The organism is Candidatus Tisiphia endosymbiont of Myopa tessellatipennis (assembly GCF_964031105.1).
GTDB lineage: Bacteria > Pseudomonadota > Alphaproteobacteria > Rickettsiales > Rickettsiaceae > Tisiphia.
This window is the reverse complement of the sequence record NZ_OZ035005.1, coordinates 1,006,727-1,023,183: the sequence shown is the minus strand read 5'-3', so window position 1 is coordinate 1,023,183 and position 16,457 is coordinate 1,006,727. Positions and strand designations below refer to the sequence as shown.

Genomic DNA, 16,457 nt, shown 5'->3' with positions numbered 1-16,457 from the left:
CAGGTAGAGAAGTCTAAAAAAACAGCCTAGCAGACTATATTAAACTTTTCTAGACCCATACTTTCGCAAGGGTAACCATCGGATGCACAGGGATGACCCTACGCAATCATAATACCTTAAAACCTTTTTAGAAATATCTAAACACGCAGCTACTATATATGTAAAAATAATTAATTACAAGCTACTTGACTATTTTTTTTATAAATTTCTATCAACTGTGTTATATTTGAAACAGCTATAGAGATTTGTCATATCATGATAGTTTGACTTACTTGACTCCCAAACTTTCTTCCAAGCACCAAACAAACCGCTGTGCATTTGTGATATAGTCAATTGATGAGAATTTGGTAACGTCGTCTTCGATCGCTCGCCTATTATCTATAGGCTTCGCTCCATCGTTCCTAGCATCAAATCCTCCTGAATTGACTATAACATAAACAAACTGTTGTGGTGATCTATCAATCTTAAGGTATAGGCTAAAATAAATCCTTCTTTAAACCAGTTTGTTAGAAGAAGACGCGAATTCGGGATAAGAATTAACTAATTCTTATCCCGAATTCGGTAAAATTATTGAAACAATCAGATTTGAGACGGCTCTGCATCTGATAACGTCATTGCGGTGAGCGTTGCCAGCCCTAAACCGTCATTGCGAGCGAACGTACGTGAGCGCAGCAATCCATGAAGCTTGTCATATGGATTGCTTCGTCGACCTACGGTCTCCTCGCAATGACGTTTGTTGAACTTTCGACAGTTGTGCGATAGACGCCGTGGCAATCTCATGAAGTAAGCTCTTCTTCACAAGATTGCACGTCGTCGCTTACAGCGACTCCTCGCAATGACGCATAGGTGTCAACTTAAGAGCGTAATGATTGAGCATGTATAAGTAAATCAAACCTAAACGTCATTGCGAGAAGCCGCTGCAAGCGGCGACGCGGCAATCTAAGATACGCGAAGCGTTACTCTAAAAAACAGCTTCGCTGTTTATCTAGATCGCCACGGCATCTAACGAGCCTTGCTATGACGGCTGTGTTTAATTTGTTTATACATGCTCAATCATTACGCTCTTAAGTTGACGCCTATGCGCAATGACGGTTTAGGGCTTACAAAGCTCATCGCGACTCATCTTCGAGATAAATATGAGCAGAAATTATGCTATAGAACGTGAGTATTATGCGACGAGTGGAGTGTAGAATTAAATTCTCGTTACTGACTACATTTTTTCACCTGTGGAATTTTATAATAAAGAAATACTGATAAAAGTGTACTTTAATGACAAGAGTTTTTATTTGAAACAAAACAATGGTAATACACATAAGAAGCATTATGTTGACTAATTTTTAGTATGTCAAGTAGAAAAGTGATGTTTACATGACTACAAACTTCATGCCAAAACCACTGCGAACCTGATTCTTTAGACGTTTCAAGCACTTTTTCGTCTCGAAGATGAGTCGCGATGACGGTTTTTTAACTTTCAACAGTTGTGGAGTAGAAGGTAATCTCAAGGCTAAAGAAGCTATATATTTTATGGATAGCGTTCATCCTCAGTATCAAACAAAAGCCCGTTATGGTTGGATCAGAATTCTGTTAGGAGAAGTATACTCAATTAACCTGAAGAGTTGGTAAAATGATAAATTTCGTATTTCAGAACCTTAAACGTCAGGGGCAAAAAACTTGAACCTTACTTACGTTTCCCTTTCGATATTTTTGAAAAAACGACAACTTGTACCACAGTGACGGGGCGTAGTGGACAATTTCAGAACCACAACAAACACTAATTATTATTCAAGCACTAACAAGCACTAACGCTCTATTATTAAAGATTTGTTACTTGATATTGTAAATCCATATTTTTACCATAAAAAGCCATGCAGATTTTTAGTATTTGTTTAACATGTTGATGTTCTTTTATTTTAGTATCATATTTCCTATCAATAATTTGTTGTAGACTAGACCCTGCTATAGTCGTTAAATCTTCTGCATTTTTAGCTATCTTATACTCAATAATAATTGCCTTATCTCCTTTACCAGCTTTGGGGATCATGATTACATCAGGGCGTCCATCACCTGATTCTTGCTCACTTGATATGATATAGCTCGGTGCTAGCATATTAACAATCCCTAGCATAAAGCCACTATAAAATAACTCTGCCTTTTTCTCCCCTACCTGATGAAAACTAGTGCTACTGTGCAGCAACTCCTGCATTTTTTGTTTAAACTCCTCTATTTTGCCATCTATTAACAAGCTAATAAATGAGTAGTACCTAGAACTATCAATGTTTATTTGTTTACTAACCCATTGGAGTACTCTTTTTTCGTAAATATATTTTACTTCATAATTAGGAATAGATAGTTCATAAATATCCCTTTCTAGCATCTTAGCATGTGGATTTAAATAGCCACTAAATAACAATAAACTAAACAACCCTTCCGGCTGACCAATGTCCATGAAACTAATATGTTTGGTAATGCTAGAGGTGATAGCTCCACCAGCGGCTAATGTTTGAATATCCTGCTGCATCTCATCCGATAACAAGATGTGGTCGATCCACCCAGTTCCACCACTATCAATCCAATAATGATCTAGCTTCCCTTTGCTTGCTAAGCATCGCATAATTGACCAAGGATTATAGATGATCTCGCCACCAAATTTATAACCATTATACCAATCCTTAATTTTTTCTGGACTAGTATCAAGTGGGACTTTAGTTAATAACTCTTCTACTTCTGCTTCAGTGAATCCGTAAACTTTGGCAAATGGTTCATCTAACAAACTATATTCACTAACATTATTTAGCCCAGAAAACAATTCAGCTTTGGCAATCCGTAAAATTCCCGTAATCACTCCCCTTTCAACTGGCAATTCTTGATCGCCAGTTTCCTTTTTAAAGGTAGATTTCATGATGCCACGAAAAATTTCTAACACTTTCTGAAATTCTGCCTCATTAGTGCCAAACCAGCGGTAAGCACTATTAATTGGCGTATCATATTCATCGATTAATACCCAAGGCTTTCTATTATAATGTTTGTAAAGCAAATGGCTTAAAATAGCCAAACTATTTTTGATATTGTCTAGAGTTACCTCGCCAAATAAATATTGGTTGAAATCAGCTATCTCACTTGTTTTCAGTTTGTTACTATCACTTAAATAGCTATGAGCCTGAAATAATTTCCGTAACTGGCTTTTTACACCTTGTTCAATATCGTAATAGTTTGAACCTTCTATGCTTTTAAAGGTGATGAATATAACGGGGAATTGACCTTGACGCTTCATAGCATTTGTTATACTAGCAATTTTTAATGCTTTCAGTTCTTTAGTCTCACCAAAGCCTAAATCTATTTCTCCACCTGTAAATAATTTATAATTTACTCGCTCTTCTAGCGGTAAAGGATTCCCCTCATTGTCTAGCTCTATTTCTAGAAAGCGTCTGACCATATCCATATTAATACTTTTCCCCCAACGCCTTGGTCGAGTAATTAGAGTCACTGCTCCATTATCCTCTAACAATTCTTTGATCATTAGGCTTTTGTCAACAAATACATCACTGTTTAATAATAATGTTTTAAAGTCATCAGTACCAACAAACATCTTTGGCTGATAATTACCATTATTCTTCGTTTTTTCATCGCGCATTACTTTTACTGTTTTCTACTAACTATATAATACATTATACACCTTTTTTATTGTACACTAATAGATATTAGTAACATTTTTGCTAATCATACTATTTTTTATCAATATTAAGTCAAACCTTAACTTTTGTATTCTAGTCGAAATTAATTATATATGCCTCTTCTACACCTAATAAGTTAAAATGTACTCGTAGAACCGCTTCAAGAGTACATTTTTCCTTATAACAAAGCCAGTTCGATATAAGAATTAATAATTCTTATATCGAACTGAGGTTAGATTTAGGTTATTTACAGTTGCGACTTTTAAATTACCATGAGGCAAGAGCATACTAAAAAAGTATTAGGGGAATTGCACAGTTGCCAATATAATTAGATTTACGCTAATAATTTACACAAGGATCAATGACTATTTTTTTGACAATCATTATTGTTCTAATGATAGGATGTGCCGCACTGCTTTCAGCTACTGAAACAGCCATCACCGCGTCTTCTCCGGGGAAAATACAAAAATTTAAGGCAAAAGGTGTTAAACGTAACACTGTATTACAAGTTCTAAAGAATAAAGAAAAAGTAATTGGCACATTATTGATTGGTAATACTCTGCTTAATACTGTTTGCACTACCATTGCTACCAGTATATTTATCGACTGGCTAGGTGATGGCGGCACTGTCGCAGCTTCAGCAGTTATGGCTTTCGTGATAATTGTTTTCGGCGAAATAATACCTAAAGCTATTGCTGTAGCAAAAGCAGAACAGTTAGCATTATTCACTTCTCCAGCAATTATATTTTTCCTAAAGCTTTTGAAACCAATTAATTCTATTTTTGAAGTTATAGTTAAGCTGTTCTGTTTTATTTTCCGTATTAATCTACAACAAAATATCTCGGGAGCAGAAGAAGTCAGAGGAGTTATTGAACATTATCATCAAGAAGGTAATGTTTATAAATCTGACCGTGACATGTTAGGGGGTATATTAGATATTAGGAAAATGACAGTATCTGAAATTATGATACATAGAAGTAACATAGTAGCCATTAATATAGATTTGCCTAAAGAGGAGATAGTGAAGCGAGCATTATTATCCAGCCCCCATACAAGAATACCATTATGGAAGGATACTCAGGACAATATAATTGGCGTACTGCACATGAGAGATCTACTCCGGGCTCTTTATGAAAAGAATAACGATGCAAAAAAAATTAATATCAAAGAATTAGTAAATCAGCCTTGGTTCATACCTGACAATGCCTTGGTAACTCATCAACTTCATGCTTTTAGGGAAAGAAAGAGCCATTTTGCCTGTGTTGTTGACGAATATGGTGATCTACAAGGTATTATTACTCTAGAAGATATTCTAGAAGAGATTGTTGGTCCTATTATCGATGAGCATGATTATCCTATTAACACAATTGTAAAAAAATCTGATGTGGAGTTTATTATTGATGGATCTGTAACCATAAGAGATGTAAATAGAGAATTAAATTGGAGTCTACCTGATGATGACGCAAATACCATAGCTGGCTTAATTATCCATAAACTTGAGCGTATTCCCAATCAAGGAGAATCTATCAAGATATTTAATTTAAGTATCACCATTAACAAAAAAATAGGTAACAGACTTGATAGCATAAAAGTCATTATTCTACCAAATAAAGAATCTGAAAGTGATAAGTAGTCTTGGCAATTATTTACAAATATCTGCAATCTTATTCAGCATACTAACAGTTGTTAGTTCTTTATATTTATATCGTTCTGCTACTTTTTTTTTCTACCTTAGTTTCCTGTCAACATTATTATCTTTCTTACTATTAGTATATGGATTTATCATATCAGATTTTTCTGTGCAGAATGTCTTTCTGAATTCTAGTACATTAAAACCTCTTGGATTTAAAATTGCTGCTAGCTGGGCAAGCCATGAAGGTTCTATACTGCTGTGGCTATGTTTGTTGCAGATTATAGGTTTTATTTACATCGCTCTATTCAATAGCCGTCCAAATCAAGTATATCACATAATTATACTAGCACTAATACAAATATTATTTGGTAGTTTTATTTATTTTACCTCTAACCCATTTGACAGCCTATCATTCCGTCCCGCCCAAGGTCTTGGTTTAAACCCTATGCTGCAAGATATTGCACTAATAATACATCCACCTATATTATATTTAGGTTACGTCTGTTACGTTGTACCTTTCACATCTGCTTGCGTAATCCTACTTACGTCTAGTTTAGACTTTGTTAATCTCAGAGCAATTAAAATATTTACCAATTTAGGAATGCTATTTTCAACCTTAGGAATAGCCTTAGGATCATGGTGGGCTTATAGAGAACTTGGCTGGGGAGGGTTTTGGTTTTTTGATCCAGTAGAGAATATTTCCCTGTTCCCATGGCTATCTGCTATTGCTCTACATCATTCAGTCTTGGTAACGATAAAATCTGGACAAATGAAGAATTGGACTATAACCTTATCAATCATCACTTTCTTACTTGTAGTATTTGGTACGTTTTTGGTACGTTCAAGCGTAATCACCTCAATTCACTCTTTTGCATCATCACCTAAGCGAGCAATCTACATGCTAGCAATATTTGCTATCCTCGCTACATCAAGTTTAGTTTTACTCATTCTAAAAGGTCAAAATATCGGTATCCTTCTTCCGACAAAATTAGACAAACCTAGACTTATTATTTGGGGTAGTAGCTTTTTCTTAATAGCCTTAGTAGTATTACTATGTGCCACCATTTACCCCATAGTTTATTCTTTATTATACCAAGAATCTATTACCATTAGCGAAAGATTTTTTATCAATAATTTTATAATCTTTATTATTCCAACGCTTTTACTAGCTGGTATTGCTCAAACAAATAATATAAGAACAAAAAACCTACTAGACTTCTTGCATAAATCAAAAAAACTTTCGGGGTTTTTAGGAAAAACGAAGCCAAACACCGCAGCACACATAGACGATTGTTACGGAGCAAGGCAAGTTTCTACGACAAAATCACCAACTAGATTGATTTATCCAAGAAGTCTACTTATCCTAGCTTCTTCTTTAGTAATAACTTTTACTAGCTCGTATCAAATTCAGTATGGTTTTATTTCAGCATGTACCATGACATTTTCTCTTTTTCTAATAATACAAAATTGTTATTACATACTAGCAAAAAGTAATTTTTTTAGAAAAAAGCTAAAAGCTATTGCCATGATCTTAGGACATCTAGGTTTTGGATTACTTGTTTTTACTATTACTGTTAATTCATTATTACAGAGCGAAGTAGATTTTATAGGAAAAGTTGGAGACAAGGTAGTATCAGGAAATTTTGAAGTTACGCTCAGAGATATCAGAGTATCATCAGCTCAAAATTATTATCGTCAAATTGCTGAATTTTGGATTCAGGATAAACAGAATAATATCACTATATTAAAGCCTGAAAATAGATTATATATAATAGAAAAGCAGTTATCGCAAGAAAGTAATATATATTCTTATTTAACTTATGATCTTTACGCGGTTCTAAGTAAAATTGATGATGATGTAATTCACGCAAAAATATATTACAAACCAATGATGAGTTTTATTTGGCTATCTATTATACTTATGGCTGGAGGATTCTTAATTAGACCTCTTGCATAATTCTACTTCTGCTGGTAATTTGTGCGTGCTACCAGTACTCTGCTCCTCACGTACGCTTAAGTATGCTGCGGTTCGCAGTGAAGTGGTTTCTGCAAATTCCCTAGCAGAAGAGAATTCTGCAAGAGGTCTATTGGATTATTGAAAAAATGACAATTTTCTTCTTAATAAGGCATGGTGAAACCGATTGGGCATTAAACGAAAGGTATAAATTAAAAGGTGCAAGTAGAGATTTACCTTGTTTGACAGAAAATGGCACAAGAGAAGCTAACGAAGTATCTAAAGACCATAGATTAAAAAAAGCAGAAATAATTTTATCTTCTCCTTATACTAGAGCCCTTCAAACTTCTGCAATTATATCAAAAAATATTAACCTAGATATTATTGTTGAATTTGATTTAAGAGAATGGCAACCAGATTTAAATTTTATGATAAAAAATCAATACGAATTAAAAAGTACAATTGAGGATTATGAAAGAAATAATGGGGTATATCCAGCTGGTATTAGTAAAAGATGGGAATCAAAAGAGTTATTAAGTAATAGAGCAAATAACGTATTAAGAAGGTACTTAAATTATAAATATGTAATAGTTGTAACTCATAAACAAGTAATAAAAACTTGGATAAACACTATCAAAATAGATCACTGCTTTATTAATGAGTTAAATATGGTTTAAGTTAATAAAAGAAGTGTTGCTAACTTTCATAGCAACTTTGAGAAAATAAATCAATTTATGGTTCAATTATTATTGACTATTTAATATATTTAGTATATGATTGATTTGGAATAAAAAAGCAGTTTTATGAAAACTACCTTACCTGACCGCTCACTAGTGATTAAAGAAAAGCTAGATAATATTGTTAAAGAAATCCTATATGTAGGCAAATCAAAAATAGCGATGATTATCTTATTTGGCTCTTATGCTAGAGGAGATTGGGTAGAGGATATAGAGAAGGTAGGGGATATTAGTTATTATAAGTATCAAAGTGATTTTGATCTTTTGTTGATTTTAAAGAATGGAGAATATGCTGGCTATCCAGCTATCAACCTACTCTATAAGATAGAGAACAGGCTAAGTAAAAAATTCTCATTAGATGAAAAACCACCAATTACTCTGATACTTGAACCTATTAGGTTGGTAAATAGGCAACTGGAAAAAGGTCAGTATTTCTTTAGTGATATCAAGAAAGAGGGAATTCTTTTATATGATAGTAGTGAATTTATACTGTCTGAAGCTAAGGAACTATCATGGCAGGAACGCAGACCAATAGCTGAGAAAGATTTTAAATATTGGTTTAGGAAAGGTATAGAATGCATAATTGACGTCCATAATATCTTACAAAGGAATAATTTTAATAAGTGTGCTTTTGAACTCCATCAAGCTACAGAGAGCTTTTATAATGCTATCCTGTTAGTTTTTACTGGTTACAAGACCAAGTCACATGATATACTAGGACTTGGCGATAGAGCTAGAAGTCATCATTACGATCTCTATAAGATATTTCCACATGAGACTCCTGAGCAAGAAGAGTGCTTTACGTTACTGCGAAATGCTTATGTTGATGCAAGATATGATCAAGATTATACAATTAGTAAAGAACAATTACTTTACCTTATTAACCGGGTAGAGGAATTAAAGATAGTGACTGAAAAGATATGTCTAGAAAGGATTAATAAAGAAGAATTAATGTGATTATTTTTCCTGAGGTATTTTTTCAATAAAAACTTTATCAAATTAGGAATATATACTCTTCTGTTTTGAAGAATTGGATTTGAAAATGAATGGTGAGCAAGCGTTATAGTATGTGAACATGCGAATCCATGATATTTTCAAAAAACAATTCTTCAAAGCAGAAGAGTATAGATAATTTATGTAAAAAACTAACTATATAACTAGTATAGTCTAATGACTAATATTACCAACACTCATTGATAGGCTGGCTGAAACGAATTTCTCTAAATCCCCATCAAGTATACCCTTAGTATCAGAAGTTTCATGGTTGGTACGTAAATCCTTAACCATCTGATAAGGCTGTAATACATAAGATCTTATTTGATGTCCCCAACCATTTTCAGTCTTGGATGCATTTTGTTCATTAATATCATCGGTACGTTTTTTTAACTCTGACTCATAAAGCCTTGCTTTAAGCATTTTCATAGCTTGTGCTTTATTTTTATGCTGCGATCTATCATTTTGGCACTGTGTTACGATATTAGTCGGTAAGTGGGTAATCCTTACTGCAGAATCGGTAGTGTTTACATGTTGCCCCCCAGCCCCGGAAGACCTATAAGTATCAATTCTAAGATCTTTTTCATCTATTATAATGGAAATATCATCATCAATTTCTGGATATACCCAACTGCTAGCAAAACTAGTCATCCTTTTACCTGCGGCATTAAAAGGTGATATCCTAACTAGCCTATGTACACCAGATTCTGTTCTAAACCAACCATATGCTTGGTAGCCATTAATTTTGATAGTACATGATTTTATTCCAGCTTCTTCGCCATTAATAAGATGAATAATTTCGCTTTTAAAACCCAGCCTTTCTGCGAAGCGTAAATACATACGCATCATAATTGATGCCCAGTCGTGGCTTTCTGTTCCTCCAGCTCCGGCGTTGATTTCTAGAAAGCAATTATTACTGTCAAATTCTCCAAAAAATAAACATTCAGTCTCAAATTTTCCGGCAATAATAGATAGTTTCCCTAAATCTTCTTGAACTTGCTGCAAAACTTGTTGATCATTTTCAGTAAATGCCAAATCCTCAAGTTCTAAACATTCCGTAAAATTAGACTGAAGTTGTTTAAACGAGTTAAGCTTGATCTCTAGAAGTCTTTTTTCTTTTAGAATACTCGAGGCCTTCTCTTGATTATTCCATATATCCGGATCTTCTGATATATTTTCTAGCTCTAAAAGCCTTTTGCTTGCATTATCGAAATCAAAGCGACCTCCTGAGCAGTTCTAAAGACTGTTCGATTTTTTTTACATAATGTTCAATTTCAGCACGCATTGTTAATTTTCCTACTATAAAATGGAATTTTATTATATAAAGATAAAACTTCTTTCTAATTTTAACATTATACCAAATATACCATGAATAATCAAAACTTTATCAGAAATTTCTCAATCATCGCTCATATTGATCATGGTAAGTCTACTCTAGCAGATAGATTAATTGAATATTGTGGGGGGCTGGCAGCTCGGGAGATGAGTCATCAAGTACTTGACTCAATGGACATAGAAAAAGAACGTGGTATCACTATCAAAGCACAGACTGTTAGATTAACTTACAAAGCAAAAGATGGTAATACATACTATCTAAACCTAATGGATACTCCTGGTCATGTGGATTTCTCTTATGAGGTGAGTAGATCGTTAGCTGCTTGTGAAGGTTCTTTGTTAGTAGTGGATAGTAGCCAAGGTGTTGAAGCACAAACTCTAGCAAATGTTTATCAAGCGATCGATAATAATCATGAAATTATTCCAGTTCTAAATAAAATTGATCTACCAGCTGCTGATCCTGATAAAGTTAAGCAACAGATAGAGGACGTAATTGGCATAGATGCAGGCGATGCATTGTTGATTTCTGCAAAAAGTGGTATAGGAATAGAGGAGATACTTGAAGCAATTGTTAATAGGCTGCCATGTCCAAAAACTAATCAAACAGATATTCTAAAGGCATTATTGGTTGATAGCTGGTACGATTCTTACCTAGGGGTAGTAATTTTAGTTAGAGTTATCGATGGAGTTTTACGCAAGAATATGCGTATTAAAATGATGGCTACCAATTCTACTTATAATGTTGAAAATGTTGGGTATTTTACTCCTAGAAAACATATATCAGATATTTTATACCCAGGAGAAATAGGCTTCTTTACTGCTTCAATAAAACAAGTTGCTGATTGTAAGGTTGGGGACACAATAACTGACGAGAAAAGACCTTGTCAGGAATCTCTGCCTGGTTTTAAGCCGCATTTACCGGTAGTGTTTTGTGGTTTATACCCTTCAGATGCTTCACAATTTGAGCATTTAAAAGATTCTTTAGCTAAATTAAAACTTAACGATGCTAGCTTTGAATTTGAAGTAGAGAGTTCAACAGCCTTAGGTTTTGGCTTTCGCTGTGGGTTTTTAGGGTTACTACATCTTGAAATAGTACAAGAAAGATTGGAACGCGAATTTGACCTTGATATGATAACCACCGCTCCTAGTGTGATTTATAAGATTAATATGCGTGGTGGAAATCAATTAGAAATACATAACCCAGCTGATTTGCCACCTGTGCAAAATATCGACTCAATGTTAGAGCCTTGGGTTAAGGCAACAATATTAGTACCAGATGAGTTTTTAGGTAATGTGTTATCTTTATGTACCGATAAAAGAGGGGTGCAAATTGAATTAACTTATGTAGCCGGTAGGGCTATGGTAATTTATCGATTACCGTTAAATGAGATAGTATTTGATTTTTATGATAAGTTAAAAAGTTATACAAAAGGCTATGCTAGCTTTGATTGGGAAATAGATGTTTATCAGGAGAGCGATTTGGTAAAATTATCTATTTTAGTTAATAGCGAGCCAGTTGATGCTTTATCTACTATAGTACATCGTTCAAGGTCAGAATATCGAGGTCGAGAATTGTGTAAACGCCTCAGTGATCTAATCCCAAGGCAATTATTTCAAATTGCTATTCAAGCTGCTATTGGTAGTAGAATAATTGCTAGAGAAACTGTCAAAGCAATGCGTAAAGATGTCTTATCTAAATGCTACGGCGGTGATATAACTCGTAAGCGTAAATTACTGGAAAAACAAAAAGCTGGCAAAAAACGTATGCGTAATATTGGTAATGTTGAGATACCTCAATCTGCTTTTATAGCTGCTCTTAAAATAGGAGATGAGTGATTTAGATTACTTCGCTTATGCTCGCTAATAGACGCTGTGGTATAAGTATTTGTAAACTTTCAACAGTTGTGACCAAAGTGGCTTCTCGCTAATAAACTCTAGGCTATTTTCCCTATGACTTTTAAATGCCATGCGTAAGGTAATGGTATGGATCTCCTGATATAAAGAATGAAAAGCAGTGGCTAATCTTCTAGAGTTAATATTCAATATATTAAAACAACAAACAGGAGGCTAAGATGGAAGTTACCACAATTGGTATAGATATTGCAAAAAGAATTTTTCAAATTCATGGTGTAGATAAAAATGGTAAGACGGTATTAAAGAAAAAATTGATGAGAGATCAGGTTTTAACATTTATGGCTAATACGCCAAAATGTTTGGTAGGAATGGAAGCTTACGGTGGAGCTAGTTACTGGGCAAGAGAAATAACTAAATTGGGACATATAGTAAAACTAATGACTCCACAATTTGTCAAACCGTATGTTAAAACTAATAAAAACGATCAAGCTGATACTGAAGCTATATGTGAAGCTGTGACAAGACCTAATATGAGGTTTGTACCAATTAAAACTATAGAACAACAAGATATTTTGTCAATTCATCTGGTAAGAGAGAGATTGGTAAAAAACCGTACGGCACTTGCGAATGAAACTAGAGGATTATTACATGAATTTGGTTTTATTATTCCTCAAGGGATCAATAAGGTTGTGATAAAATTAACTGAGATTTTAGATGAAGGAAATTTAAGTCAGCTAGGTTACCAAATATTTAGTGAACTGAAAGAGGAATTTTTGGATAATGATAAAAGAATAACAGAGAGAGAAAAGAGATTAAAAATAATAGCTGGATTTAAACATAGTAATAAGGTATTGTAGGCTGAATTTAGTTCGTTATTAAATAATAATTATGCAAACAACAGCTGCGATTACCAACAAAAAAACACAAATTAAAGAATATACTTCTTTTATCTTTACAATATTTTTGGCACTGATGATAAGATTTTTTGTCATGGAACTTTTTTTTGTGCCAACAGGTTCAATGAAAGCAACAGTGCTAGAGAATGATTATATTTTTTCAACAAAATATTCTTATGGATATAGTAATTATTCTTTTCCTTTTAGTCCCAATATTTTGAATGGGAGAATATGGGCGTCACAGCCACAAAGAGGAGATATAATAGTTTTTCGCCCACCAAATAATATGGATATTCGATTTATAAAAAGACTAATCGGTCTACCTGGAGATAAAGTACAATTAATCAATGATGTAGTGTATATAAATGATAAAGCCATAGAACGCACTGAAATTGGTACATATATAAGTGAAGAAGGAAAAAATTATATAAAATATAAGGAAATATTACCTAATGGTGTAAGTTATTTTTCTTATAAATTAAAACAAAATAATCATTCATTAATAAATAAATATGGTAATACGGAAAGCTTTTATGTACCTGAAGGTAAGTATTTCTTTCTTGGAGATAACAGAGATGAATCGAATGATAGTAGGATAGATCTAGGATTTGTACCGTTTAAAAATTTTATAGCCAAAGGACAATTTATTATTTTTTCTACAAAAGAAGAATTATGGCAAAGTGATATTGGGATAATTAATCAAATACTCCGTGTTGGTACTTGGCTGACATCTATTAGATTTAACAGAATATTTACATCCCTTTATACAGATAAAATATAAAATGATAACAAGTAAAGAATCAGCTCTTTCTGCTCCGGAAAAGCTTGAACAAGATATAGGATATAATTTTAATAATAAAGATATTTTACTTGAAGCGTTAAGTCATCCTTCCCTTAAGCAACATACCCTAAAGCATGGAATTCAAAAAAACTATGAACGTTTAGAATTACTTGGTGATGCAATAATTAATTTTATCATTACTGAAATTTTATTTAAAAATTTCTCTACTTATGATGAGGGGAAATTAGCAAAAATTAGAGCATATCTAGTCTGTAAAGAATCACTTTGCAAAGTAGCTGCAAAAATCAATTTGTCAGACTATATTATTATGACCCATGGCGAAGAAGTATTAGGGGGAAGACAAAATCCTAATAATATTGAGAATACTATGGAAGCATTAATTGCTGCCATTTATCTTGATAGTAATATTGATACGACCCAAAAAATAGTATATGATTTGTGGTATGAGTTTATATCTATTACTGATTTAGCTGATTATGACCCTAAAACTACTCTTCAGGAATTAGCACAAAGAAAGGGAATTGAAAGACCCGTGTATGAAGTGATAAAAAGAGAAGGATCACCACACGCATCTATCTTCACTGTATTAGTAAAAATGGAAGCCTACCAACAAACTGGTACTGGTCATTCAGTTAAAGAAGCAGAAAAAGTTGCTGCTCGTAAATTAATGAACTACCTCAACAAGTTGTAAGGTTTAATCCGTGGGAATATCTCAAAAGACAATTTCTCTATGTATAATCGGCAAACCAAATGCTGGTAAATCATCATTATTAAACAAACTTATTGGACAAAAAATCTCCATAGTAACGAATAAAGTTCAAACGACTCGCTCCATTATAACTGGAATAGTTACTATAAAAGATACGCAGCTGATAATACTAGATACTCCAGGTATATTTGAGCCAAAGAAACAACTGGAAAAAGCAATGGTACGGTGTGCATGGTCAAGTTTACATGGTGTAGATTTAGTTTTATTAATAATAGATAGTACGAAACCTATAGACCAATTTACTTTACAAATACTAAAAAAATTACAAAATCTTAAAATAAATTTAATGTTTTTGTTAAATAAGATCGATATTCCTTCTCAATATATAGAAGAAATAGAAAATATTATAAGGTCTCAGTTCATAAATGCTAATATATTTAGAATATCCGTTTTAAACGGCGAGAATATCAATAACTTACTAAGTTACATACAAAGCCAAGCAGAGCTGTCGCCTTGGCTATACGAAGAAGATGATGTTACTAACCTACCTATGCGGTTTTTAGCAGCTGAGATAACTAGGGAACAATTATTCTTGAATCTCCACCAAGAATTACCTTATAATTTAACTGTTCAAACTGAAATGTGGCAGGAGAATAATGATAACTCTATCAAAATTCATCAGGTAATAGTGGTTTCAAAGAATTCTTATAAGACTATTATTTTAGGAAAAAATGGTTGTAAAATTAAAGAAATAGGATATAAGGCAAGAATAGAGATGCAGCTAGCTTTTGATTGTAAAATTCACCTTTTCCTTTTTGTGAAAGTACGTGAGCTTTGGGAAAATGATCCACACTCATATAGCCATATGAGATTGCAACAAACCTCAATTTCGGATTAATTTCATTAATCCGAAATTGGAATGAGAATGTAAACAATCAGACTTAAAGCGGTTTGACGCCTGATTGTTAAATATTTCATTTGCTAATAATCTTATTTTTATTGGCATAAAAATAAGATTATTAGCGATAATAGATTAAAATGCATTCGTACCAGCCGCTTCAAGAATGCATTTTTCTGAATATTCTAGCCAGTTTTGGATTAAAATTTTTAAATTTAATCCAAAACTGAGGTAACAAGTTTAAATATGAATTTTAAAGATATAGGTATAATAATTGCCAAAAAACCACTAAAAGAAAATACGGCTATTATTACAGTTTTTACTGAAAATCATGGCTTATATTACGGTGTAATACGAGAAACATCTAAAAAATTTGGCTCTGTAAATCAACAAGGTAATATTGTTGATTTTTTTTGGCAAGCTAGATTACACGAGCATCTAGGAATGGCTAAATGCGAATTAATAAAATCTTACGCTGGTCTTTTAATAACTAATAAAATTAAGCTTTACGCTTTTAATTCAATTATTAGCCTTATTAAGATGGCATTTCATGAAAGAGAAAATCACAATAAATTTTTTCCAATTTTTGTAGAATATTTAAGTAGTCTAGCAAATAATTTTATTTTTGAGGAATATATTAAATTTGAATTAGCCATACTTCAAGAATCAGGCTATGGTCTTGATCTGCATAAATGTGCGGTAACAGGTAGTAGGGAGAATCTAGGTTATGTCTCGCCAAAATCTGGAAGAGCTGTATGCTTATCAGAGGGGTTACCATATCAAGACAGGCTTCTAATCTTACCACAATTCCTAACCTCCACTAATAGCCAAATTACTAATAATGATAAAAAACAAGCTTTTAATTTAACTACATATTTTTTTCACCGGTATTTCTTTCACAACCAACAACAACTACATGCACGAGAGAATTTCATAGAATATATTATTCGATTCGCAACACTCACATTGTAAAAA

General features: G+C 33.1%; 13 protein-coding genes and 1 pseudogene. 11 read left to right on the top strand and 3 right to left on the bottom strand.

Annotation, left to right across the window (positions count from 1 at the left end; genetic code table 11):
• Positions 1 to 1,266: 1,266 nt before the first annotated feature.
• Positions 1,267 to 1,428 (bottom strand): hypothetical protein, encoded by a 162-nt coding sequence (locus AAHN03_RS05130; RefSeq protein WP_341761540.1) that lies wholly within the window; start codon positions 1,426 to 1,428, stop codon positions 1,267 to 1,269.
• 15 nt (positions 1,429 to 1,443) lie between these two features.
• On the opposite strand from AAHN03_RS05130, the gene AAHN03_RS05125 reads away from it, so the two are divergent.
• On the top strand, positions 1,444 to 1,623 hold the full coding sequence (locus AAHN03_RS05125; protein WP_342278346.1) for a hypothetical protein: 180 nt from the start codon (positions 1,444 to 1,446) through the stop codon (positions 1,621 to 1,623).
• Between the two features lie 190 nt (positions 1,624 to 1,813).
• Here AAHN03_RS05125 and AAHN03_RS05120 read toward each other — a convergent pair whose 3' ends face one another.
• Positions 1,814 to 3,631, bottom strand: a complete 1,818-nt coding sequence (locus AAHN03_RS05120; protein ID WP_342278345.1) for an AAA family ATPase — start codon at positions 3,629 to 3,631, stop codon at positions 1,814 to 1,816.
• 401 nt (positions 3,632 to 4,032) lie between these two features.
• Here AAHN03_RS05120 and AAHN03_RS05115 point away from each other — a divergent pair, with 401 nt between their 5' ends.
• From AAHN03_RS05115 to AAHN03_RS05095, 4 genes are all read left to right on the top strand, one after another.
• Entirely contained in the window at positions 4,033 to 5,304 is a 1,272-nt protein-coding gene (locus tag AAHN03_RS05115) for an HlyC/CorC family transporter (protein WP_342278344.1), read from the top strand.
• Positions 5,297 to 7,261, top strand: a complete 1,965-nt coding sequence (locus AAHN03_RS05110) for a heme lyase CcmF/NrfE family subunit (RefSeq protein ID WP_410521360.1) — start codon at positions 5,297 to 5,299, stop codon at positions 7,259 to 7,261. The genes AAHN03_RS05115 and AAHN03_RS05110 overlap by 8 nt, the downstream gene beginning before the upstream one ends.
• A gap of 146 nt (positions 7,262 to 7,407) precedes the next feature.
• Entirely contained in the window at positions 7,408 to 7,935 is a 528-nt protein-coding gene (locus tag AAHN03_RS05100) for a histidine phosphatase family protein (RefSeq protein ID WP_342278343.1), read from the top strand.
• Positions 7,936 to 8,061: 126 nt separating this feature from the next.
• Positions 8,062 to 8,952, top strand: a complete 891-nt coding sequence (locus AAHN03_RS05095; RefSeq protein WP_342278342.1) for a HEPN domain-containing protein — start codon at positions 8,062 to 8,064, stop codon at positions 8,950 to 8,952.
• Positions 8,953 to 9,162: 210 nt separating this feature from the next.
• On the opposite strand, the gene prfB is transcribed toward AAHN03_RS05095, so the two are convergent.
• A protein-coding gene (prfB, locus tag AAHN03_RS05090; RefSeq protein ID WP_342278341.1) for a peptide chain release factor 2 occupies positions 9,163 to 10,273 on the bottom strand; the annotation gives its coding sequence in 2 pieces (ribosomal slippage) (positions 9,163 to 10,203 and positions 10,205 to 10,273; 1,110 coding nt in all).
• Between the two features lie 83 nt (positions 10,274 to 10,356).
• Here prfB and lepA point away from each other — a divergent pair.
• From lepA to recO, 6 genes and pseudogenes are all read left to right on the top strand, one after another.
• Positions 10,357 to 12,159, top strand: a complete 1,803-nt coding sequence (gene lepA / locus AAHN03_RS05085; RefSeq protein ID WP_341761419.1) for a translation elongation factor 4 — start codon at positions 10,357 to 10,359, stop codon at positions 12,157 to 12,159.
• Positions 12,160 to 12,395: 236 nt separating this feature from the next.
• Positions 12,396 to 13,004, top strand: a pseudogene (locus AAHN03_RS05080) (IS110 family transposase); the annotation flags it as partial.
• Between the two features lie 61 nt (positions 13,005 to 13,065).
• Positions 13,066 to 13,854 (top strand): signal peptidase I, encoded by a 789-nt coding sequence (gene lepB / locus AAHN03_RS05075; RefSeq protein ID WP_342278340.1) that lies wholly within the window; start codon positions 13,066 to 13,068, stop codon positions 13,852 to 13,854.
• Position 13,855: 1 nt separating this feature from the next.
• A complete protein-coding gene (gene rnc / locus AAHN03_RS05070; RefSeq protein ID WP_341761424.1) occupies positions 13,856 to 14,566 on the top strand; it encodes a ribonuclease III in 711 nt (236 codons plus the stop codon).
• Between the two features lie 10 nt (positions 14,567 to 14,576).
• Positions 14,577 to 15,482 carry a GTPase Era gene (era, locus tag AAHN03_RS05065; RefSeq protein WP_342278339.1) on the top strand — a complete coding sequence of 302 codons (906 nt, stop codon included), beginning with the start codon at positions 14,577 to 14,579 and terminating at the stop codon, positions 15,480 to 15,482.
• A 246-nt stretch (positions 15,483 to 15,728) separates the two neighbouring features.
• A complete protein-coding gene (gene recO, locus AAHN03_RS05060) occupies positions 15,729 to 16,454 on the top strand; it encodes a DNA repair protein RecO (protein WP_342278338.1) in 726 nt (241 codons plus the stop codon).
• Positions 16,455 to 16,457 lie beyond the last annotated feature (3 nt).

Excerpts from the sequence above, each read along its gene's own strand:
- AAHN03_RS05125 (WP_342278346.1), top strand. The coding sequence starts at position 1,444 with ATGAGTCGCGATGACGGTTTTTTAACTTTCAACAGTTGTGGAGTAGAA.
- AAHN03_RS05120 (WP_342278345.1), bottom strand. The coding sequence starts at position 3,631 with ATGCGCGATGAAAAAACGAAGAATAATGGTAATTATCAGCCAAAGATG.
- AAHN03_RS05115 (WP_342278344.1), top strand. The coding sequence starts at position 4,033 with ATGACTATTTTTTTGACAATCATTATTGTTCTAATGATAGGATGTGCC.
- AAHN03_RS05100 (WP_342278343.1), top strand. The coding sequence starts at position 7,408 with ATGACAATTTTCTTCTTAATAAGGCATGGTGAAACCGATTGGGCATTA.
- AAHN03_RS05095 (WP_342278342.1), top strand. The coding sequence starts at position 8,062 with ATGAAAACTACCTTACCTGACCGCTCACTAGTGATTAAAGAAAAGCTA.
- lepA (WP_341761419.1), top strand. The coding sequence starts at position 10,357 with ATGAATAATCAAAACTTTATCAGAAATTTCTCAATCATCGCTCATATT.
- lepB (WP_342278340.1), top strand. The coding sequence starts at position 13,066 with ATGCAAACAACAGCTGCGATTACCAACAAAAAAACACAAATTAAAGAA.
- rnc (WP_341761424.1), top strand. The coding sequence starts at position 13,856 with ATGATAACAAGTAAAGAATCAGCTCTTTCTGCTCCGGAAAAGCTTGAA.
- recO (WP_342278338.1), top strand. The coding sequence starts at position 15,729 with ATGAATTTTAAAGATATAGGTATAATAATTGCCAAAAAACCACTAAAA.